This window comes from Paenibacillus sp. 01T443, from assembly GCF_056398325.1.
Genome location: NZ_JBFTPE010000027.1, coordinates 15,835 through 37,539, shown reverse-complemented (window position 1 = coordinate 37,539; position 21,705 = coordinate 15,835). Strand labels below are relative to the sequence as shown.

Here is a 21,705-nt window from a genome sequence, read left to right as displayed (position 1 = left end):
GAAATGAGTTGTCGCGAATATGCTTAGAAATTTCCAATTTTGAGAAGGGCGAAAAAAGATTTATCTTGGTCAGCTATTATTGTCCAGATAGTTTCTTCAGGCTTAATCTAATGTTTTTAGATCCCTACATGAAATCGAAAAAATGACGGATCACGTGAAAGAAGACCGGAGAAGTGTAGGTCAGGCTATCGACCCGGTTTAAGTATTTTTTTTTCAAAGCATCGAACTTATCGTCATCGGCAATTAGTAAATCCCGCTTTAATACGGATATCGTTAAGCTGCCGAAGAAGCCGCTCAAGCTTATCAGCATGCCGGAAAGAAACCCGAAAGCGGGGGGAAGCGGCGTCAGGAAAGGGGAGATCAGATACGAGACCGCTGTCGTTATGAGAAACGCGCAGGCAAAGCCAGCCCAAGTCAAGTGCGGGTTCGCAGTCGGAACCACCTTCCACCTGCTGAAATATATGGATATTAAATTATGTACGACATCATTGAGCTGCGTTAACACCACCAGGAAAAGGACGAGTCCCGGCCCGTGCTGCGGAGTTGCAAATTGAAAATAGGCAAGGTGGCTAAGACCGAAAACCATCAGGATGAGTCCCCATTGGGTCGAACTGACGCTGTGCAGAAAGCCGACCGTTCCTTTGTTGATCAATCGCGGTATTGGAAGAAGCAAGAAAACATAAACAGGAATAAAGACAATAAACATCCCGTACCACTCGATATAAATCCAATAAAACTGCAAAGGAATCGTCAAGTACGCCCATAGGTGCAGTCTGCGGTCGGCTTTTCTCGATCTGATCATGGAGAAATATTCTTTCAACGAGAAAAAGGTGAGAGTCATAAGGGAAAGCAATGAGACGACAGGATTGAACAGGGTTGCCAAGCTAAAGACGAAAAGCAATCTCCACCCTGTCTTAAGCCGAATTCCGATGGCCGAGTAGTCTTTATCCGGTTGGATGCTGCCAATTACGTAATAAATCAATTGAATTGAGGCTAAAACTGCAAAAATAAACAATAACGTAAATTGTGTGCTGTCCATTTTCGAATCACCAACTTGTCGTGAGATAAAATTCCATTATGGGAACCATAGTTATTATGAAGAAATAATTAATGACTTGATAAGGGGATTTCTGTAAATGGCAGCTGATCAATCGGTTTTTATTTTGCTTACGAATACCGGAACGCTTTTTACGAGGATCATTCAGGGCTACACGGGAGCACCTTACAATCATGCCTCAATTTCGTTTAATCGGGAACTTTCGGAGTTGTACAGCTTCGGGAGAAAACGCCCAAACAATCCTGTGAATGGCGGCTTCGTGAAGGAGGATATCCAGAAAGGCACGTTTAGCAAGTATCCGAATACAACATGTGTCCTCTACGAGCTTCAAATAACTGCCCGCGAAGCTGAGAGGATGAAAAGGGTCTTGCGAATCTTTATCCGAAGCCGTAAAAAGTATCTTTATAACTTTCTGGGCGTAATTGGCGTTGCGCTGAAAGAACCGGTCGAATTCAGCAACTCCTACTTTTGCTCGCAATTCGTCGCCGAAATTTTGATGCGGTCTGGCATTAGGTTATGGAATAAGTTGCCCGCGCTCGTGACTCCGGATGATTTTCGAAAAAGCGACCGGCTGCAATTGATCTATGAAGGGCTTTTATGCGAGTACAAGCCTAAGCTCTGAGAACAGAGAGGCGAATATCTCACTTAGAATAGTGCCCTAAATCATAATCATTCATGTAGGGGAAATCCCTGAACAGTTACAACTCCGGCAGCCTCAAGCATCTAAGCTTTTGCGTGTTCTAAGTGAGGCAGGCATCGTGGAGGCCCAGGTGGATGTGAATCGCCGGATCTACCGGCTACGGCCGGAGCCTTTCCGGAAGATAGACGATTGGCTGGTGAGCTACCGCGATGAGCGGTTCAACCACCTAGTTGACTATTTAAAGAAGCTGGCTCAATGAATGGAGAAAGCTAGCTCAATAAAACAGCGGCAGTCTAGGACTTTATTTTTTCGTCCAAGGCTAACCGCTGATTTTGTTATTGGGGCCAGTCTAATACTAATTTCACGGGATCTGACGGTATTTTAAATTGAAAAGCTGCTTGGTGCAACAGATCTAGTCAGCTGGACTATCGTTTCCCGTTAGTTTAATCACGATTGACTTAAAAAGCTAATAAATCTCTTGTGTTAATATGTTTAATTTCAGAGACACTGTCTTGTCCACTTGTAAGCATCTCATATAGACCATCAGGCACCAGTTTATATTGAGGATTTTCCTTAAAATCACTAAGGCTCATCCAAACAGCTAAAAACCTTTTGTCTCCCTCTATCCCTTCAAATACATCTTTTTCATAATCATCAGAACAATTAAAGCTCGCTTGATAAATAAAATCATATTCATGCCCAATTTGACCGTAACATGGGTAGATATTCTCGATAATCCCAAGCAATTTTGGTTCAATGATATCAATGTTTATCTCTTCTTTTACTTCCCGTACTACAGCTGATTTACTGTCTTCTCCATACTCAATCGTGCCACCAACTGGGCGAAATGTTATGACACCGTCTTCTTCGGGGAATTGTTCAAGTAATATTGATTCTCTTCTTTTAACGATACAAAGAGAAGATGCCCTATAACGCAAATATTTTTCCTCCTCACGGCATTAATATCCCAAATATATTCCATAATACTGTTGCGTTATCCTGCCCGTTAGCGGAATAGCAAAGAAGAGCTTACTGTTCGCACAGTCAGCTCCTTTTCTTATTTAACTCTTTCTCGCTAGCAATAATAATACCTCATTCCTTTATTACAAGATCCTTCAATTTACACCATTCAATAACTAATTCCTTTACCTTTTTTTCTTTGAATTCATACCATTGTTTTTCTACGTCATGTTCTCTAATCCCGTCTTTAAATCTTCTAAATGCCCCTCTTCCTTGAATAGCTCCAAACAATTCTTCTCGAACCTCTGCTTCGCTTAATGTCCCAATAAATTCTTCTACTATTTCATACTCATGGTACTCGTTTCTTAATGTGAAACCGAGGTAAACCTCGTCTTCATCCTCTATAATTTTTATTGCTTGTTCAATGTTCTCTCTTTGCCAATCTGGATAGTTTTCAATTGGCTCTTCATCTTCTGCAGCTCTCATTTCTTCTCTCGATAATGTTATAACTTCTCCTGTCTGGGTGTTTATATATGTAACGGTTTCATCCATTTGAATTTCAATTTCATTAATTAGATCATCTAATTTCACCGCTGCTATTTTCTTCATTTCATACCTGTCCTTTCATTGATATCCCTTCTATAATACAGTTTATTCAAAATACCTAAATAAATTAAAGAAGAGCTGCTTTAGAAATGCAACTCCTTCTCAAATATTGTACCCGTTAGCTTAATAATTGGTCATCATATTTCTCACTTTAAAACTTTTGCCACTCGAGAAATTCCAAGCGGTTTCCAAATGGGTCGTTTACATAAAAACGCTTAACACCTTCTTCTTCGCGTACAACATCGTCGGTTACTTCAATGCTATTAAGAACTAGATGATCCCGTAACGCATCGATATTTTGAACATGAAATGCGGGATGAGCTTTTGTTGCTGGAACAAATTCCGTTTGAACACCTATATGTACTTGATGGTTACMACACTGAAACCACACGCCTCCACGTTTCAATAGGTTCTCTGGTTTAGGAATTTCAATCCATCCTAGCAAAACGGTGAAGAACCTACGAGCAGTGTCTTCACAGCCTTGTGGTGCAGCCAGTTGCACATGATCGACTCCGTCAAAAATGAATGACATAACACTTCCCCCTTTTGTTTATAAAAATGAAACTTAGTTTCAACTAATAAAACCATACTACAAAATAATCCACAAAAAGTCCAGATAATTTAGAAAGGATTACGTTATCCTGCCCGTTAGCTTAATAATGAAATGAAGCAGCTGCCGTAGCAAGCTGCCCCCGTGTATGTTCAACTATCGTGTCCCGTTAGTTCAACAGGGCTTATCAATCCTCCAATGAAAAACCATGGCCATCGTAATTAACTTCAAATTGCTTTGCCTGTGGCAAGCTTTTCATGTAGCTTGTTTAGCTGTTCTTCGCTTTGAGAGTAAAAATATTATTCGAGTGATACCATGTCCTCACAAGTCTTTTGCATACTGTTGTAATTACCTGAACAACCAGTTAACAGTATTAATACAATCAAAATCCCTATACGCATAACTTCACCTTAAAGGATTAATGGAATCACTTCTTTTCCATTTTATTACAATTATGTTGAGCAAAACTGCCCGTTAGCTTAGCCCCACCCTGCCCAAGACTATACTTTCTTAGTCTGAAAATTTTATTTCCCTTACTTTATTCAAGCAGATTTGTGTCGCCCTGTGCTGATTACCGCCGCTTTAGGACCTTTTTACATTTTGGAAACATTGTGCTGCCCTTTTGAAATTGAAAAGCAACCTCAACTGGAGTTAAAATGAAGTGACGTTACAGGGAGGATTGCAGGTATCGGGTTCGCTTCCCTGTTTGTACGAGCATGGGAATTGGGGATGAAAAGATGAGTAAATATTTTCACGAGCAGCTCGGCAGCCTTGTCTCTGCGATCGGCTCCAGCTATCAACAGCAGTCTCATGTAATTCCATTGGATGCAGTCGCTCTTCCGAGCAGAGATACGATCATTGAAGTCATCCAATTGTTGAGAGAGCTTCTGTTCCCGGGCTATTTCGGAAAACAGAACCTTACACCCGCTACGTTGGACTACCACATCGGCGATCTGCTCATTCAAGTTCACGATAAGCTTCACGAACAGATCAGTTCCGTATTAAAGCATCAAGCTGCTAACGATAAGACGGCAAACGTCGCGCTTTTTTAAGCAAACTGCCGGAGCTTCGGCAGATTTTGGCAACCGATGTGCAGGCCGCCTTCGAAGGCGATCCTTCCGCCCAAGATACGAACGAGATCATTTTCTCCTTCCCGGGCATATTTACCGTCACGATTTATCGGCTGGCACACGAATTGTACAAGCTTTGCGTGCCACTCATCCCGAGAATCATGACGGAATACGCACACAATGAGACCGGAATCGATATTCACCCCGGCGCTACGATCGGCAGCTATTTCTTTATCGATCATGGCACAGGCGTCGTGATCGGTGAAACTACCGTTATCGGCAATCAAGTGAAAATTTATCAGGGTGTCACCCTTGGCGCAATATCCACCCGGGGCGGACAAGCACTTCGCGGCGTAAAGCGCCACCCTACGCTGGAAGATGAAGTAACGGTCTACTCCGGCGCTTCGATATTAGGCGGCGAGACGCTTATCGGCAATGGCGTCGTTATAGGTAGCAATGCCTTTATTACAACCTCGGTTCCGGATGGCACGAAAGTGAGTGTAAAAAACCCGGAGCTGGTGTTCAAAGGCCATTCTCCTCAAGAATTTAAGCAGGAATTCCATGCAGACTGGATGATTTGATTTAAACAATAAGGGGCAGTACCTTCAAGGTCGGTTAACGACTTCAAAGGTACTGCCCCTTGCATATGAGCGGTATGGCCGACGCGGGCTCGTCACCCGCCGCGTTTGTTGTGGCATCGTATAACTATTCTTTAAAAACCTTTCCAGAGAAGTAGCCCAAATACGCAAATTCTAACCTTTCAATATAAAGGTGCAAATTGTTCTCGGGAATATTTTTAACCTCATACGGATCATTCGGATGGAAATGCCAAAGGAAACTTCACATTATAAAAGTATATGTTTTACTCACCATTAGGGATAAATCTCTATTCAAATTAATTTGATTTGAAGTTTCGTCAGTGATGTCCTCTAAGCAGTTAAAGTAGTCCCAAAAGGCCTCTTGGTTGAACTTATCTTGCTTGTGTAAAAAAGTAAACAAAACTATATTCTATGCCCTCATAGTTATTATTCAAAACTTCAACTGCTGTCATCATCTATCTCCTTCCACCTGATAATCGAGCAGGCTGCCGTTGATCCTGGAAGCTTATTGAACTATCGTTACCCGTTAGCATTCCTGTAGAGCGTTAATTATCAGCTTTGCAAAAAAAGAAGCGCCTCTTGTATACTGGGAATCGTTGTTCTCGACCAAAAGAACAAAACCCGCATACGAAAAGAGGCACTCACTATGAAGCATAAACTGAAAGAGAAACAAAATCAACACTCGCCGACAAAGAGTGACTACAAGGATGCTAAAGTCATCGCCGACTTAATCCGAAATGGAGGGGATATTATTTACCGCTGATCCAATTAATTCTAACCGAAAGGTGCTATCAATCGATGCCAGTTTTAGACTTGGAGAAGCACTGGTATCTAGCTTGGTATCTGCCCTGTGGAACTATTCACTTTGTACCATTCTTCATGCTTAATAAGTTGCCATCGCTCACCAAGGAATTGCTGCCTAATACTGCGCAGCTATAAGAGCCGGATAGTGTGTACCACCTGATAACAGCTCATCATGAGTGCCGTGTTCCACGATCCGTCCTTTGTCCATGACAAGTATGAGATCAGCGTTTTTAACAGTCGAGAGACGATGTGCGATAATGATGGTTGTTTTACCCTTGCGTAATTGATCCAACTGTGATTGAAGACAGCGTTCGGTCTCCAAATCAAGTGAAGAAGTCGCTTCATCAAGAATAAGGATCTCCGGATCGCCCAATATTGCACGAGCGAGAGCTAAGCGCTGAAGTTGCCCTCCAGAAAGCTGCACACCTCTCTCCCCTATCTCTTCTTCTAATTGACCAGGCATTTTGATAATATCGGCATATAATTGAGCAGAGCGGCAGGCACTCTCGATTTCGTCTTCACTCAAATGTTCCCGGCCGAAGCATAGGTTGGTCCGCAGCGTATCAGCCATCATGTAGGGATCTTGAAACACAACTCGAACGCGGCTAGTCCAATCTTTGTGAGAAATCTCACGCAAGCCTTCTCCGTTTACAATGATTTGTCCGGCGGTCGGTTCATAAAAGCGAACCATAAGCTGAGCGATCGTTGATTTTCCACCGCCACTCGAGCCAACGAATGCAACTTTCCGTCCGATAGGTATGTCGAAGGAAAGCCCCTTAAGAACAGAGCGATCGCCTTCCTTATAAGCGAAGTCGACCTGCTGGAACTTGATGCTGCGGATAGGCTCCATAAGCGGCAAGCTTCCAGCATTTATTTGTTCTTCATTCATCAGAAGCTCCATCCGGTCAATATTAGCCAACATGCCAGAGAAATCCATTACATACTGGAACAGCCTATGGTACGAATCCATTAACTGATTAGTAAACTGAAAAACAATCACAAAGGTACCCAACGATACTTGGCCATTAAACAATTGGTAACCGCCAAAACCTAGTACAGATAAGGTAATTGCCCAACGTAGTGGATCGCTGAACATCATTTGTTTGTTTCGCGTCTTGGTTTCCCTTAAAACGGATGAAAAATATTCTTTATACAAGGCATGATAGACGTTGGCTTCCCAACCGGTTCGATGATAAGCAATAATTTCCCTTGATGCGGAAATACTTTCATCTAAATGGACAGCAAGTTTCGTCCGACTGTCTTGAACCTCCCGATTGACAGCTTTGATTTGTTTCGCAAAATATCGTCCGCCTAAAAAATAAGCTGTGCTGAAAATCGTAACCGACAACATAATATGCCAATTGAGAAAGCCTATGATGACCATCAAGGCTAAAACTTGAAGTAATCTCTGTATGCCGATCGGCGTATGATAACCAATCATACTGCCGCCATGAAGGAGGTCTGTTGTCAAATATTGAACATATCGTGCGGAACGTTCGTTTTGGATACGCGCCATAGGGACTCGAAAAAATCTCCTGAACATCCTCATGAGCAGGATACTATTCAATTTAAATTCATTGTAAACGTATCGATAAGGGGCAGCCGTAATAAAAATTGAACTAGAAACAACAGCAAGCGCAAATAGCGATAGATACATAGGAAAAAGCCGATATTGGCCCTGGATTATTACATAATCAATGATATACTTTTGTACGTAAGTCATCGCAATCCCCGAGCTTGTTTCCAGCACCATAAAAATGATTGCTAGTACAAATCCGCCGCGGATGCTCGCGATATTCTTCCAAATCCATTTAAGATAATACAACAGGGTCTCCTCCAGACTTTGAAGCGTGTAAAGCGTTCGTTGCCGAATGCGTTTCTCCTTCGGCAAGTCGATATAAATAGCTTCGCTTTGCCATCAACTCGTGATAAGTGCCCTGCTCGACAATGACACCTTCATCCAGTACGACAATTCGATCGTAATCCACCACGGTACTCAATCTATGTGCAACCGCGATAGTCGTCCGACCGGCAAGAAGGTACTGGAGCGCTTCAACAACAGCATTCTCGCTTACGTTATCAAGTGCCGAGGTCGCCTCGTCCAACAACAATATTTGTGGGTCTTTAATCAACATACGAGCGATGGCAATTCGCTGCTTCTGTCCTCCGGACAGCTTTACGCCTCTTTCTCCGACTAAACTCTCGTATCCATCCTGCAATTCCGTTATAAATCCATGCGCATTAGCCGCAATCGCCGCTTCTTCGATTTGTTTATCTGCTGCATCAGGGTTTCCGAAGCGGATGTTTTCCCGAATCGTGCTGCCGAATAAAAAAGTATCCTGAAATACATAGCCTATGTTGCCGCGCAGTTCACGAAATGAAAACTGAGTCAGTGGAATGCCGTCAAGAAGGATTGAGCCTTGCGTAGGATCGTAGAAACGGGCCATCAGCTTCAAAAGAGTAGACTTCCCGTTCCCGCTTGTACCAACGATTGCGATACGTTCTCCCGGACGGATATGCAACGTTATCCCTTTTAGCAAAGAAGTACGCCCGGGATAGGAAAAATGAACATTTTCGAACGACAATTCGCCCTTGACAAGTCCTTGCTTAACAGGTGAGGAATGTTCCTCCAGTGATGGTACAGTACTAACTAGTTTATATAGTCTGGTTACTTGTTGCAGCAGCATGTTTTGCTCGATAAATTGAGACACAAGCCACGACAAGCGTTGCATAAAAATGCCGTAGATGAGGAGAAATGCAATAAATTGTCCTGCGGTCATCCATGTTTTCTTTATAAAATAATAGCCCGTAATAAAAATTGCAATTGACCCGATCTGAAACAATAAGCTTCTAACGCTCCATCTCAGATGGATATAATAAACCCATGAAAGTACGGTTCGTTCTAACTTTTTAAATTTATTGCGGCTTCTGTCGATATCCCATTCTTCAGCACCAAAAGCGCGGTATTCTCTCGCTCCGGTAACCGATTCATAAATTTTCTTATCATAGTCTATCCTAACTTCTTCCATCCTGCGTGATGCCTCGGAAACTTTACGATCAATTTTCGGTCCAAATAAGTAATAGGCCAGAAAGCACGGAACAATGATTAAGGAGAGAAATACGGATTGATATAGCAAAAGTCCTGCTGCGGTGGTTAGAAATAATAATTGCTGTACAATTTCCGGGAAAAATCTTCGGATTATACTTTCCGCCGAGTGTACTTGCTGATTCATCAGCGACAGCGTTTCTCCCACTGGATTTTGCTCATAATAGGCAAATCCAAGCTTACGCAAATGCTGCAAGGCGCCGAATTGAAGATCCCGCGCAGCGTTTGCACTGACTTTACTCTGCAGAGAATTTCTTAAAACGTTGCAAAGAAGGATAACGCTAAAAATAGCCGCCATAAGGCCGAGCATTTGAAAATATGCCAGTTTGTTCTGATTGGGAGCAATACTATCGATGAGCCGTTGAATGAGAAGCGGAGTAACTAGTTCGCCAAACGAAGCGATGAATCCACAACCGATTATAAAAGTCATTTTAACTCGATATGGACGAATGTGCTGCAGGATCCATCGATAAATCGTCCAACTTCCTATGGTTTCGTTGTTCTTTTGTTTCATAATTACGCCCCCCAAATCTTGTAAACTAAATTCCATATCTTTCTAAAATACACTCAAATAAGTTAAGGTTCTTTTGTTTTTATTTGATCGTTTATTTAATTTTTATCTGGACTTTTTAGCAATTAAGGCTAAAAACTGTAATATGAGAAAAGGCAGCTGTCAGAAGAAAATAAAGTTCTAGACTGAAAAATATTTTATCTGATGTACAAAATTTTATGTAAATGCTATGAAATAAAAGCCAAATCATAAGAAGTAGTACTTATAATAGCGACAAAATGTAGGTTTGCTGTTTGTTCCGCTAACAAGAAACGATAGCTCCCTCGTTTTTAAGGATTTATCTCACATATACTCACTCATTCGCAGGATTTCGTCACCTTGGATCAAGTCCATCTCAGATAGCAACGCGGTTGTTACCGGTTGAGGTGGTGGGCTGGGCATGCGGAAATAGAGGAACACTCAGGAAATATTCCCCAGGCCGTCTCTACTGCACGCATACTCCACATGATCTCTGGAGGTTCACCCTCCCACAACTCAACGGGTCAATGCCCTTACATTCCTTCGTTATACCTGTCCAAGGTGTGGAGACCGATAGCGTTTAGCGGATGGGTCTGAGCCCTTTTGGGACACGAACTCGGTCCTCCGTGCTTTCTTTGTGAAATCCCACGAATGAGTCAATATACGTGATGCTTTTTAACTTAAGCTGCTTCTGTCCAAGTTAGAAGGGTTTTCTCTGGCGTGAACTTTTCTCCTCGTTGAACAATACCAACTAAAATTCGTGCCAGCTTTCCTATTAGCTTAAATATGGATTGCTGCTTTTTCATCTTCTTCTCTTGCAGATTGTGCTCATGCAAATGGCGGAAAACGGGATTATTCCAAACGAACTGAACCGTCGCGAGATAGAGATATTTTCGCAGGGCTGAGTCTCCTCGTTTCGAAAGAACAATTCGTCCTTTTCGCTTTCCTGACGTACTTTCGGCCAAATTCAGGCCAGCCTTCCGCAGTACCTGGCGTCCATGCGCATACTGCCTTAAATCTCCTGTGCCCGCTAAAATGGCCGCGGTGAAGATCTTCCCGAGACCTTTTATCGTGCGAAGCTGATGCGCCATAGGAATCTCAGAAAGGAGCGCTTCAATGTCCTTTTCAATCTGTTCAAGCATGGTGGTAACGCGCTCATATTCTTCAATAAGCCGTATTAAATCTGCCTTCGATTCTTCTACAGCGGTTCGATCTCCGACACTGCGTTTTAGCATGAGCGATGAGCTGTGCAGCCTTCTCAATCCCCGTAGAACCCCCAGCGCGCTGCATATGAGTTCTCCAAGCACTGATTACATCCGGTATTGCATACGTCTCCAAATCCTGTGGGCAAGGGAATGTCTTGAGGGTCGCCAATGATCGCTTACAAGTCCAGTCTTTGAATACGGATGGATACTCAGGAAAGCGAATGTCCAGCCAGCGTATGATTCGATTCTGCAGGCGTACATTGTTCGACAGCTTGTGCTACATGCGTTTCTTTGGCCATGTCGATCCCTACGACGAGATGCGAGGTGGTAATTCGTTCAATCCGTTGATTTTGTGCGTCTGATTGCTTAAACTTCATAGTAAGAGTGCCTCCTTGATGGTGTATTGGACAAACCCATCATACCGAGGCGCTCCTTTTTTGACAAAGGCTATTTCTTAGCCTCAACAGGAATGTAATCGTTACCCGTTAGTTCAATGATTCCTCCTCCCGTTACTTTAATGACGTATGTAGGCTTATCTGGGCTCCGTGTACGAGCGTTATTTACGAGCGTTATATACGATCGTCATGCAAATTTATCGATGATCAGTTAAGTACACGGTACAGTTTTGGAGGTACAAATCTATAATGCTGCTGAATACAGGAAAAGCCCACATTCCAAGGAATGTGGGCGCGATGGTTTACTCCTACTTCTTTTCGTTTAAAGACTTGTAGGACTTAAGCTGCTCCACGATAAATAAATGCATATTACTGCTACAATGAAAAAGGAGCCAGATACCTTCTTATTTCTCCGCATTTTTATTCCATATGAACCGAAGAAGATTGCCGCAGCTAATTTGGAAAGGCTTTGATAATAACCATGATTCGAAAAATATGAGCTGCTAAATACAATTGAAAGAAGCAAAGCGGATAAAATAAGTACCTTAAACCACAAAGGTTCTCTTAAAAATTGTCTATACATCGCTTTAATAGGCTGCATGTCGGGTGGCTTCCTTTCTCATTTGATATGGTTTTTTCACTCATATCAACCCATCACGGTTGTGCTCAGCTATCGTAACCGTTATCTGAATGCTTATTTCGAATTGTTATTGAATATCTTAATTCTTAACATTTACATCAAACTCCCGAAGAATTAACGATCGTTCAATATTCTAGTTTTAAAGGAACCCATCATATTCTTTAATAGCTCCTTTTGATCTTCTTCACTCAACTTCTTAATTAATTCAAACAGTTGCTTTTCTTGAACCGAAAAAACTAACGACAGCTTTTGTCCAAGGTTAGTAGTATTCTGTTCTCCTTTTAGCAGCCAATCCAAGTCGACATCAAATCGTCTATGTATGGAAAGAGCCGTATCTACTGATGGATTACAATTACCTTGTTCGATATCGCTCAATGTCCCTTGTGAAATGCCGATCTGTTTGGCGAATTCAATTTGAGTTAGTCCTGCCATCTTCCTTAACTTCCGAATATTCTCGCCAATAATAAACATAGGCCATCCCCAATACATGTTTATGGAAAGTGACAATTTATGATCACGCTTAATCGTTCGAACATGATAATTTGGCATATTCCGGCGTACATCAATTTATACAATCAGAAAACGAAAAACCCCCGTTAATACAGGCTTTCTGCATGATCACGGGGGTCATTTCGGTGACAAATCATCGTATTTCTTGTGACATTAGTAAGTCCAACGTGTGACAATAGTAGGTATTACCCACACCAAACGACAAACTCTAAACCTTATAAGCCTTCATCGCCTTGCGAAGCTCCTTAAAGCTAGGACGCTTGCCGTACATCAGTACGCCCGTACGGTAGATTTTCGCCGATACCCATACCGCAAGGTAAATGGTAACCAGCAGAATGCCGATCGATGCCCATAGCTGCCACACCGGCGGATCGGACAACCCAAGACGGAGCAGCATGACGAATGGCGAGAAGAACGGAATGAAGGAAGATACCTTCACCAGAACGCTGTCCGGGCTTGAAATACTGAATATTGAAATATAGAAGCCGGCCAGCGACAGCATGGTGATCGGAAGCACCGCTTGGCCCAGATCCTCCGTACGGCTGACAATCGATCCAACCGCAGCGAATAACGTCGCGAACAAGAAGTAACCCGTCAAGTAGAACAAGATGGCATAAAGCAGAAGCATCGGATCAATTTGAGTTAAATCGATATTGTATTGATCCAATATTTTGTTATTATGCGGCAAGCTGATGTTCACGATGATCACGATCACGTAAATCGTAATTTGAATGAGTCCAACCAAAAACATGCCGACGATTTTACCGAACATTTGCTTCAGCGGCGAAACGCTCGTAATGAGCAGTTCCATGACCCGCGAGCTTTTCTCTGCTGTAATTTCCGATGCAATCAATTGTCCCGTAATCATGATGGCCATAAACAGAAGAATGACGATGAAATACACGAGTCCCATATTCACGGCTTGCTCTTCCGGTGTCTTGCCTTCACCTACGTTGCCTGCGCCTTCCGTGGCGGAAATTTGAACCGATGCGATTTCAATCGGTGCGTTCAGCAAGGCCATCTGTGCATCCGTTAAGCCTGCATCCTGCAATACGGTAGCCTGACGAATCGCTTGAAGCCCGTTTTGAATCGAGCTGGTTAGATCGAATGCAAGCAGCTTCTCGGATTTATACGTAATTGCCGGAAAACCGCTGTCGGTCATTTGGCCAAAGGCTAAGTACCCTTTCACATCTTTATCTGTAATGGCTTGCTTCAACTGCTTTTCATTCTCTGCCTCCGAGCCTTTATCCTCGTATGGGATAAGCATTACACCCGGCTTTTCCTGCAATTCGAAATACGCTTTAAGTTGATCGCCTGTGGCTGTACCTTCTGCTTGCTGCGTTTGAATATATCCGATTTTCGTAGCTTTGTCTCCACTGCCGAACTGTGAGAAAATATAAGGTAGATTAATAGCGATAGACATAATAACCGCAATAATGATCGTTGTAATCATGAATGCTTTGCCTCTGAATTTATTTTTCAGCGTAAAACCTACAACTGTCCAAAACTTATTCATGGCTATCACCGCCTACTGTTTTAATAAAGATTTCATTTAACGTCGGTTCCTTAATCTCGAATCTCGTAATCGTCGTTTGTCCTAACGCATGGCGTAAAATCTCGGCGCCCGCCGCTTCATTCGCAATGCCGACCTCATAGCCGTATTCATGCCGGTTAACGCTCGTAACGTCTGCAATCCGTTCCAAGCCCGTAACTTCCTTCTCCGTGTTCAAAATAACGCGTTCTTTCGGGAATTGCTTTTTGATTTCCTTCAAATTCCCTTTCAGCACGACGTTAGAGCGATGCAAAATCGTAATATTTCGGCACAGCTCCTCTACATGCTCCATGCGATGGGTAGAGAATAGGATACTCGTGCCGGAATCACGCAGCTCCTTAACCGTCGACTTAAGCAGCTCAACGTTTACCGGATCCAGTCCGCTGAACGCTTCATCGAGAATAACGATTTTAGGAGAGTGTATTACGCTAGCGATAAATTGAATTTTTTGCTGATTTCCTTTGGAAAGCTCTTCGACCTTCTTGCTGTAATACTCCGGAACCTCGAAGCGGTCCAGCCATTTCTTCAAGCTTTGCTCCGCATCCTTCTTCGACATGCCGCGCAGCTGAGCCAAATAGATAAGCTGGTCACAGACGCGCACCTTCGGATACAAGCCTCTCTCTTCAGGCAAATAACCAAGATTGCTAAGCTGATTGTGACTGTAGGCCTTGCCGTGATATAAAATGTTGCCTTCGTCCGGGTAGATCAGACCAAGCACCATTCTCATCGTTGTTGTTTTTCCTGCACCATTGGCGCCGAGCAAGCCGTAAATCTCTCCCTCGCTTACCTCAAAGCTGATGCCGTTTACGGCCGTTTTATCTCCGTATTGTTTAAAGACTTTCTCTACTTTTAATGGATTCAATTCACTCATCCCCCTCGATTAATTACTTCTTGTGCTCAAACGGTCCTGCATGAGTAACGCACTCATAATTTCGTCCAGCTCTAGCGATTGCCTGCTTACGATTTGAAACCCCTCGCCAGCGCACCATTCTTCTGCGGCTGCGGCTTTATTCGTTGTGATACGATACGTTGTCGCCCCGGCATGCTCTACTCCGCATTGGCCTGGCATGGCAGCCGCCTTCTTCGGTGACAGGCCGGAGCCGCTTACGAATAAAGTAAACCAGCTGCTGAACAACTCATCCTTCTCGTACATGCCAAGTACACGTCCCCCAGCCATAAATACGATGAAATCGGCAAGCCTTTTCACTTCTTCAATAATATGGGAGGTCATGAGAATCGTACGATCTCCGCGATCCATATATCGGTGGAGCACTTCAATCATCGTTTTCCATGCAAGCGGATCAAGCCCGGAAGAGGGTTCATCCAGCAGGAGCAGCTCAGGCCCATGTGACATCGTTAAAGCAAATTCGAATTTGCGGCGCATGCCCTTCGACATTTTGCCCAGCAGCTGGTTATCATCGACTTCAAGGATATGAAGCAGCTCCCGATAGCGATTCACGTCCCAATTGTCGTACCAGAAACGATGAAACTCAGCCTTTGCTGTCCCCTTCATATTGTCCTCGTGCGAGGAGGACTGATCATGCAAATAACCTATTTTTTTCTTCAGTTCCGTATCGATGCCTTGCTCTACTCGTTGACCAAGCAGCTCGATTCTCCCTTCGTCCRCCTTATCCAAATCAAGCATTAATCGGAACATTGAGCTCTTGCCGCAGCCGTTCGGGCCAACAATCGCTGTGATGTACCCTTTTGGAATGCGCATATGGAGCGGACCCAGCTTAAAATTCGCACGATTCTGCACAACTCCGTCTAATTGAATCGCCATCGTCTCATCTATCATGCGTACTCTCCTTTAGTCAAAATGCTTATTCAATGCTTCCTTAAACATCGTCTTTAGCTCTTCCTCCGTGCACTGCACTCTTTTGCCTGCAACGACCGCTTGTTCAAGCGCTTCAATGACTGCAGAAAGCCGATGCCGGTCGCGCTCCTGTTCTCCAACCTGGGCGACGTAAGTCCCCGTTCCTTGCCGCGTCCGCAGCAGGCCTTCCGCTTCCAAATCGTTATACACTCGCTTAACTGTTATGACACTGCATTTGACCGTCTGGGCAAGTTCTCTTATCGACGGCAGCAGCATCCCTTCCGCAAGCTGGCCGCTGACGATTAAAGCGCGCAGTTGCACTTCGATTTGATGATACAGCGGTTCTGCGCTTTGCTCGTTGATTTGTATCGGCAGCCGCATGGCCTTCACCTTCTTCCATTCCTGAATAGATCTATGCTCTGTAGGTGCGACTCTCTAACCGTTTCTCAATTCGATTGACTCCGATGAATATTGCCACAGCGCTTACTGCGATAGCGGCTAACGGCAACCACCATAAGCCGTTCTCAATCGCTTCAAAGGAGGAAACTACGATATTTCCAACCTTGAAAATAGCTAAGCTAGCTGAAATCGCGAGTAACACGACGATATAGGCCAAATTAAAAAAGAAGTATATTTTCCCGGAATGACCTACTTCCCAGTATACATATCCAATCGCCATCGTTAGGGAGTAACCGTACCAGAATAGTGCATACAACGCAAAATGCCCGATTGATAGGTCTGCACCCATATTTCGTACAAGAAGGAACTGTAAGATAAAGAAGAGAAGCAGGGCGCAAAACAATACAACCGCTAACTGAATGATTCGTCCGAGCGCAATTTGTCTCGAGGAGATAGGCAGCGTTCTCCACTGGGCCATCTTTCTTGTGTATGAATTTTCTTTCCATGAACGCATCATCGTTTGATTGACTACAAAACCGAGACAAGGCAGAATCGTTAAATAGATAAAGTCCGTCGCCCAGCTAATCATATTTTTGTCTTCCCCATCAACCACATCATTTAATAACGGAACCGTGAATAGCAATAAATAACCAATAAACGCTAACGTATAAAGACTTTTCCATCGATCCTTAGCCAGCTCATGCTTTGCTAAATACCAAGCACCCTTCCATAAACCCACGGCATTTGCTCCTTTCGAACCTTCACTCTTCATACTGTATATATCCTTATACACAGTATATTCACTGTGTACACAGTTGTCAACCCTTACCATGTAATTATTTACAAAATACTGGAATTCCTCTTTTTGAACGTAAAAAAACCATGCAGTCAAAAGAGTCGCCTCTTTCGTAAGCATGGTTTTCGCTGTGTGCATTAATTATTTGGTTATCCGAAAATAGCATCGATAACCGGCTTAGTATGACCGCCCGGATACATCAGGTATAACAAAATATAGACCATCGTACCGGTGATAGCCGTCACAAACCAGATCAGCGAGGTTACCTTCCCCCACTTGCGATGCTTCGCAAATTTCTTCTTATAGCCCAGCGTGAGCGTTGTAATGCCGAATACGGCCGCAACTGTTGCCAGCACAATATGGAATAACAAGAAAACAAGATAATAGGGCTTTAAGCCATCCGGTCCGCCCCATGAGGTATTCCCCACGAATATCGTGCGCGAGACGTAGACGATAAAGAAGATCGTTGCAGAAACCGCTGCATAGAACATCACCTTCTGATGCTCCTCCAACCTGCGTTTAATAGCCAGTCTCCAGCCTACGGCTACCAAGACCGCACTCAGTACGATGAAGAAGGTACTTATTGTCGGCATAATATTATAACTGTTCAACGTTACCCCACCTATAGTTAACAAAATGATTAGTACGTACTAAGCCGTACCGGTATTCGTATTTGGCAAATCATCTTCGGTATGCTCACGTTTGAACCATTGCTTGAAAATATAGGCGAGGATGATTCCGTACATAATCTCTTGCACAAACTTCATCACAATCCCGCCAAGCTGTTGGTCCTCAACGACATCCATCAAATTAAAAAATTGTGGTCCACTGAAGCTCTCTAGCAATCTTGTTGGATCACCTGATACACAATAGCCCATAGCAGTCACCCAAACGTTCGGATCACTATATATCGCATACATAGAGCTTTTGGCAAAAATAATTAATGCGCAGGCCGGCGTCAGCAGCATCCCGTTTGCAAAAACATACGCCATTCTCTTCAGATCTGTAAGCTTGGCCCACTCCGGCACGGGAACTGCGATTTGCCACCACATCATAAAAGATGTGATAAGCAAAATAAAATAATAAAGACGATGCACCGCAAAGTGCGTCATCACATAGTCATGGACAATAGGGATATGATAAACAGAAAACAACACATTAAACAGTACGAGACAAATAATCGGATGCATCATAATGCTCAGCTTTTTCCAAAAAGGAGCCGAAAACATCTTTTTCCAAAGGAAGCTTGGAATACCTAGCAGCACAAGCGGCGGCACGATCAAGTAAGATACCGACATATTGATCATATGAAACGTAAACATCAGATGACCTAATAGATTAAAAGGCCCGCCATGCACGAAATAAAACATGACTGCAGCCGAAACGAACATCGTTTTTTGCATTGCTGTCGCAGCAGGAGCCTGCGGAGTATGCTTCTCACGCCATGGACCGATCAAATAGAAATATAGAATGACTATTGCAGCCATCCCGAACAAAAACATGGGGGTCCACAATTCTTCGAAGCGAAAATATTGTAAGCCAAGCATCGTGGAATCTCCTTTCAATTACGCTAGCCTTTTTTACAAAAGAGGAGGGACCCAAGCCTCGGGACCCTCCTCTCTTCAAAATAACAGACGTCTTACCACCAAGCCCAATATTCAGCCATGATAACGCATGTGAATACGATGAAAACACCAGTCAAAATTCCGATAATGGCGAATGTATGACCACGATCCTTCATATGCATCCAGAATGCCATCTGAACGAATACTTGCAAAACCGCTAAGCCGACCAAAATAATGTAAATAAAGTCTTTATTGATTTCTCCGCTGATTACGGTCGCGAATGCGATAAACGTAAGCAGGACCGAGAATAGAAACGCGATGATATGTTTCTTAGGTCCTTCGACCTTATGACGCTTGGGGCTTTCCTCTGTGGCTGTATGATTGCTTGCCATGGATTAAACCACCTTTCCCATCAAGTAAACGACGGTGAAAATGAATACCCATACAACGTCGATAAAGTGCCAGTACATACCGGCTACATATACCTTCGGTGCGGTTACGACAGTCAAACCTTTTCTTGCCAATTGGATAATGATCAATGTGATCCATGTAATACCAAATGCAACGTGAGCTCCGTGGAACCCTACAAGCGTATAGAATGATGAGCTAAATGCGCTTGTCGTAAAACCATGGCCTTCATGTACATAGTGGTAGAACTCGTAGATCTCAAGAGCAAGAAACCCTGCACCTAGAACAACGGTAATAATCAGCCAGTTAATGAGCGCCTTCACTCTATTCGTGTGCAAAGCATGAACAGCGAAAACGCTGGTTAAGCTTGATGTCAACAATAGCGCGGTCGCCAGAGCGACGAGCGGCAGCTGGAACAGCTCATGTGCTGGAGGTCCATCCAAAACTTGATGGCGCAGTGCAAGAAACGCGGAGAATAACGTTCCGAACAATACAGTCTCGCCACCTAGGAAAAGCCAAAAGCCTAATACTTTATTGCGTCCCTCGAGGGTCGCCTTTTCGGGCTCATGAGGCAATTGCCCCTCTACATGCGAATGCGCACTCATGCTTTCCCCCCCAAATCTCTAAGGATTTCTTCTTCTTCAATGTGGAAGCCATGATCGTCGATTGCAGAACGAAGGAACATGCAGCCGAACAAGATAAGCAAACCAACAATACCGACAGCGTAGCCTGTTTTGAATGAACCGAACAAGTTACCCCAATCGTGAGCATACATAAAGCCTAAACCTGCGATGAACAATCCAAGTCCCATAAAGAAAGGCAGGATTGAAGGGGATGGCATATGGATAGGACCAATTGGCTCTGCAGGCGTCATGCCCTTGTGACCATCCGTTTTTTCTTTCCAGTATGCATCATATCCGCGTACAAGCGGCGTTTGAGCAAAGTTGTACTCAGGAGGCGGAGATGGAATCGTCCACTCCAGTGTACGGCCGTCTTCCCAAGGATCTGCTGGCGCGTTTTGCGGCTTGAAAGCCGTCACGACAACATTCAGCAAGAAGAAGATTGTACCAAAGCCCATCAAGAAAGCGCCCACTGTACTGATCATGTTCATTTCATTAAAGCCTAGTCCGTCAAGATATGTCCAAATACGACGCGGCATACCGAGCAATCCAAGGAAATGCTGAATGAAGAATGTTAAATGGAACCCGATAAAGAAGGTCCAGAACGTTAGCTTACCAAGCGTTTCGTTAAGCACGCGTCCGAACATTTTTGGCCACCAGTAGTGAAGGCCTGAGAAAATACCGAGAATCAAACCGCCTACGATAACGTAGTGGAAATGCGCTACGACAAAGTAAGAATCATGATACTGGAAGTCAGCTGGTGCTGCTGCAAGCATAACGCCTGTAACGCCGCCCATTACGAAGGTAGGTACAAATCCGACTGCAAACAAATTCGCTGTTGTGAATTTGATCGATCCGCCCCACATCGTGAACAACCAGTTGAAAATTTTGATACCTGTCGGAACTGCGATAAGCATCGTTGCAATCGAGAACAGCGCGTTCGCAACCGGTCCTAGACCAACGGTGAACATGTGATGCGCCCAAACCATGAAACCTAAGAAACCGATCAGGATTGTAGCGAAAACCATCGAGCTGTAACCGAACAAACGCTTGCGAGAAAACGTACTTATTACCTCGGAAATAACGCCGAAGGCCGGCAGGATGAGGATATAAACCTCAGGATGCCCGAATATCCAGAAAATATGCTCCCAGAGGACTGCGTTACCGCCGCCGGAAGGATCAAAGAAATTTGCATCAAACAATCTGTCAAACATAAGCGCCGCAAGACCAACTGCCAAAGCAGGGAATGCGAACAGGATAAGCGCTGAAGTAATGAACGCTGTCCATGTAAACATCGGCATCCGCATGAACGTCATGCCTGGAGCACGCATGTTAATAATCGTAACTAGGAAGTTGATACCGCCGATCAACGTACCGATACCTGCTATTTGCAAGCCTAGTACATAATAATCGACACCATGATCACCGCTGTAAGTCGTGCCTGCTAGCGGTGCGTAAGACGTCCAACCTGCATCCGGAGCTCCGCCAGTAAACCAGCTGACGTTAAGCAAAACGCCACCGAACAAGAATGTCCAGAAGCCTAATGAGTTAACGAAAGGAAAGGCTACGTCGCGTGCGCCGATTTGAAGCGGAACAACCGCATTCATAAGCGCGAACAACAGCGGCATGGCGGCGAGGAAGATCATTGTCGTTCCGTGCATCGTAAGCAGCTCGTTGTATGTATCCGCGCTAACAAAGTTATTTAGCGGCTTCCATAATTGAACCCGTATCAAAATGGCTTCCAAACCGCCGACAAGAAAGAAAAATCCGCCAGCGATCATATACAATATTCCAATTTTCTTATGGTCAACCGTTGTCAGCCAGTCCATCAGACCGCTGTAACGTTTGACCGTATGCGTATGCGCATGAGCCAAAGTA

Annotated in this window: 22 protein-coding genes and 1 pseudogene; 4 read left to right on the top strand and 19 right to left on the bottom strand. The window is 44.0% G+C overall.

Features of this window, described 5'->3' with window-relative positions; translation table 11 throughout:
- Positions 1-124: 124 nt before the first annotated feature.
- Complete coding sequence (locus tag AC1DLI_RS29915) at positions 125-1,039, bottom strand: phosphatidate cytidylyltransferase (protein WP_477608635.1); 915 nt, start codon at positions 1,037-1,039, stop codon at positions 125-127.
- Between the two features lie 97 nt (positions 1,040-1,136).
- Here AC1DLI_RS29915 and AC1DLI_RS29910 point away from each other — a divergent pair, with 97 nt between their 5' ends.
- Complete coding sequence (locus AC1DLI_RS29910; protein WP_477608633.1) at positions 1,137-1,679, top strand: hypothetical protein; 543 nt, start codon at positions 1,137-1,139, stop codon at positions 1,677-1,679.
- Between the two features lie 55 nt (positions 1,680-1,734).
- Positions 1,735-1,956, top strand: a pseudogene (locus AC1DLI_RS29905) (ArsR/SmtB family transcription factor); the annotation flags it as partial.
- Positions 1,957-2,155: 199 nt separating this feature from the next.
- Here the strand turns inward: AC1DLI_RS29905 and AC1DLI_RS29900 are convergent.
- The 3 genes from AC1DLI_RS29900 to AC1DLI_RS29890 all read right to left on the bottom strand — a co-directional run bounded on the left by AC1DLI_RS29900 (position 2,156) and on the right by AC1DLI_RS29890 (position 3,795).
- Positions 2,156-2,635, bottom strand: a complete 480-nt coding sequence (locus AC1DLI_RS29900) for an NUDIX hydrolase (RefSeq protein WP_477608631.1) — start codon at positions 2,633-2,635, stop codon at positions 2,156-2,158.
- Between the two features lie 154 nt (positions 2,636-2,789).
- Positions 2,790-3,266, bottom strand: coding sequence for a UPF0158 family protein (locus tag AC1DLI_RS29895; RefSeq protein ID WP_477608629.1), 477 nt, complete (start codon positions 3,264-3,266; stop codon positions 2,790-2,792).
- Positions 3,267-3,414: 148 nt separating this feature from the next.
- On the bottom strand, positions 3,415-3,795 hold the full coding sequence (locus tag AC1DLI_RS29890; protein ID WP_477608627.1) for a VOC family protein: 381 nt from the start codon (positions 3,793-3,795) through the stop codon (positions 3,415-3,417).
- A 755-nt stretch (positions 3,796-4,550) separates the two neighbouring features.
- On the opposite strand from AC1DLI_RS29890, the gene AC1DLI_RS29885 reads away from it, so the two are divergent.
- Positions 4,551-4,865 carry a hypothetical protein gene (locus AC1DLI_RS29885; protein WP_477608625.1) on the top strand — a complete coding sequence of 105 codons (315 nt, stop codon included), beginning with the start codon at positions 4,551-4,553 and terminating at the stop codon, positions 4,863-4,865.
- A 26-nt stretch (positions 4,866-4,891) separates the two neighbouring features.
- Complete coding sequence (locus AC1DLI_RS29880) at positions 4,892-5,464, top strand: serine O-acetyltransferase (RefSeq protein ID WP_477608623.1); 573 nt, start codon at positions 4,892-4,894, stop codon at positions 5,462-5,464.
- A gap of 937 nt (positions 5,465-6,401) precedes the next feature.
- On the opposite strand, the gene AC1DLI_RS29875 is transcribed toward AC1DLI_RS29880, so the two are convergent.
- The 15 genes from AC1DLI_RS29875 to ctaD form a co-directional block, all read right to left on the bottom strand.
- A complete protein-coding gene (locus tag AC1DLI_RS29875) occupies positions 6,402-8,111 on the bottom strand; it encodes an ABC transporter ATP-binding protein (RefSeq protein WP_477608621.1) in 1,710 nt (569 codons plus the stop codon).
- Positions 8,098-9,906 carry an ABC transporter ATP-binding protein gene (locus AC1DLI_RS29870; protein ID WP_477608619.1) on the bottom strand — a complete coding sequence of 603 codons (1,809 nt, stop codon included), beginning with the start codon at positions 9,904-9,906 and terminating at the stop codon, positions 8,098-8,100. The genes AC1DLI_RS29875 and AC1DLI_RS29870 overlap by 14 nt, the downstream gene beginning before the upstream one ends.
- Before the next feature lie 695 nt (positions 9,907-10,601).
- Positions 10,602-11,183 carry a transposase gene (locus AC1DLI_RS29865; protein ID WP_477608617.1) on the bottom strand — a complete coding sequence of 194 codons (582 nt, stop codon included), beginning with the start codon at positions 11,181-11,183 and terminating at the stop codon, positions 10,602-10,604.
- A 152-nt stretch (positions 11,184-11,335) separates the two neighbouring features.
- Positions 11,336-11,503, bottom strand: a complete 168-nt coding sequence (locus tag AC1DLI_RS29860) for a hypothetical protein (protein WP_477608615.1) — start codon at positions 11,501-11,503, stop codon at positions 11,336-11,338.
- Between the two features lie 772 nt (positions 11,504-12,275).
- A complete protein-coding gene (locus AC1DLI_RS29855; protein WP_477608613.1) occupies positions 12,276-12,632 on the bottom strand; it encodes a helix-turn-helix domain-containing protein in 357 nt (118 codons plus the stop codon).
- 247 nt (positions 12,633-12,879) lie between these two features.
- A complete protein-coding gene (locus tag AC1DLI_RS29850) occupies positions 12,880-14,187 on the bottom strand; it encodes an ABC transporter permease (RefSeq protein ID WP_477608611.1) in 1,308 nt (435 codons plus the stop codon).
- Positions 14,180-15,085 (bottom strand): ABC transporter ATP-binding protein, encoded by a 906-nt coding sequence (locus AC1DLI_RS29845; RefSeq protein WP_477608609.1) that lies wholly within the window; start codon positions 15,083-15,085, stop codon positions 14,180-14,182. Before AC1DLI_RS29845 ends, AC1DLI_RS29850 begins: the two co-directional genes overlap by 8 nt.
- 18 nt (positions 15,086-15,103) lie before the next feature.
- The gene (locus AC1DLI_RS29840; RefSeq protein ID WP_477608607.1) at positions 15,104-16,021 is read right to left on the bottom strand and encodes an ATP-binding cassette domain-containing protein; all 918 of its coding nucleotides are present in this window, start codon (positions 16,019-16,021) and stop codon (positions 15,104-15,106) included.
- A 12-nt stretch (positions 16,022-16,033) separates the two neighbouring features.
- Positions 16,034-16,420: a GntR family transcriptional regulator gene (locus tag AC1DLI_RS29835; RefSeq protein WP_477608605.1), complete on the bottom strand. Its 387-nt coding sequence runs from the start codon at positions 16,418-16,420 to the stop codon at positions 16,034-16,036.
- A 31-nt stretch (positions 16,421-16,451) separates the two neighbouring features.
- Positions 16,452-17,177, bottom strand: a complete 726-nt coding sequence (locus tag AC1DLI_RS29830; RefSeq protein ID WP_477608603.1) for a hypothetical protein — start codon at positions 17,175-17,177, stop codon at positions 16,452-16,454.
- A gap of 206 nt (positions 17,178-17,383) precedes the next feature.
- Entirely contained in the window at positions 17,384-17,827 is a 444-nt protein-coding gene (locus AC1DLI_RS29825) for a DUF420 domain-containing protein (protein WP_414698884.1), read from the bottom strand.
- 57 nt (positions 17,828-17,884) lie between these two features.
- A complete protein-coding gene (ctaG, locus tag AC1DLI_RS29820) occupies positions 17,885-18,781 on the bottom strand; it encodes a cytochrome c oxidase assembly factor CtaG (protein WP_477608601.1) in 897 nt (298 codons plus the stop codon).
- Between the two features lie 92 nt (positions 18,782-18,873).
- Complete coding sequence (locus AC1DLI_RS29815) at positions 18,874-19,191, bottom strand: cytochrome C oxidase subunit IV family protein (protein WP_477608599.1); 318 nt, start codon at positions 19,189-19,191, stop codon at positions 18,874-18,876.
- Between the two features lie 3 nt (positions 19,192-19,194).
- The gene (locus tag AC1DLI_RS29810) at positions 19,195-19,812 is read right to left on the bottom strand and encodes a cytochrome (ubi)quinol oxidase subunit III (protein ID WP_477608597.1); all 618 of its coding nucleotides are present in this window, start codon (positions 19,810-19,812) and stop codon (positions 19,195-19,197) included.
- A complete protein-coding gene (gene ctaD / locus AC1DLI_RS29805; RefSeq protein ID WP_477608683.1) occupies positions 19,809-21,656 on the bottom strand; it encodes a cytochrome c oxidase subunit I in 1,848 nt (615 codons plus the stop codon). Before ctaD ends, AC1DLI_RS29810 begins: the two co-directional genes overlap by 4 nt.
- Positions 21,657-21,705: the final 49 nt, after the last annotated feature.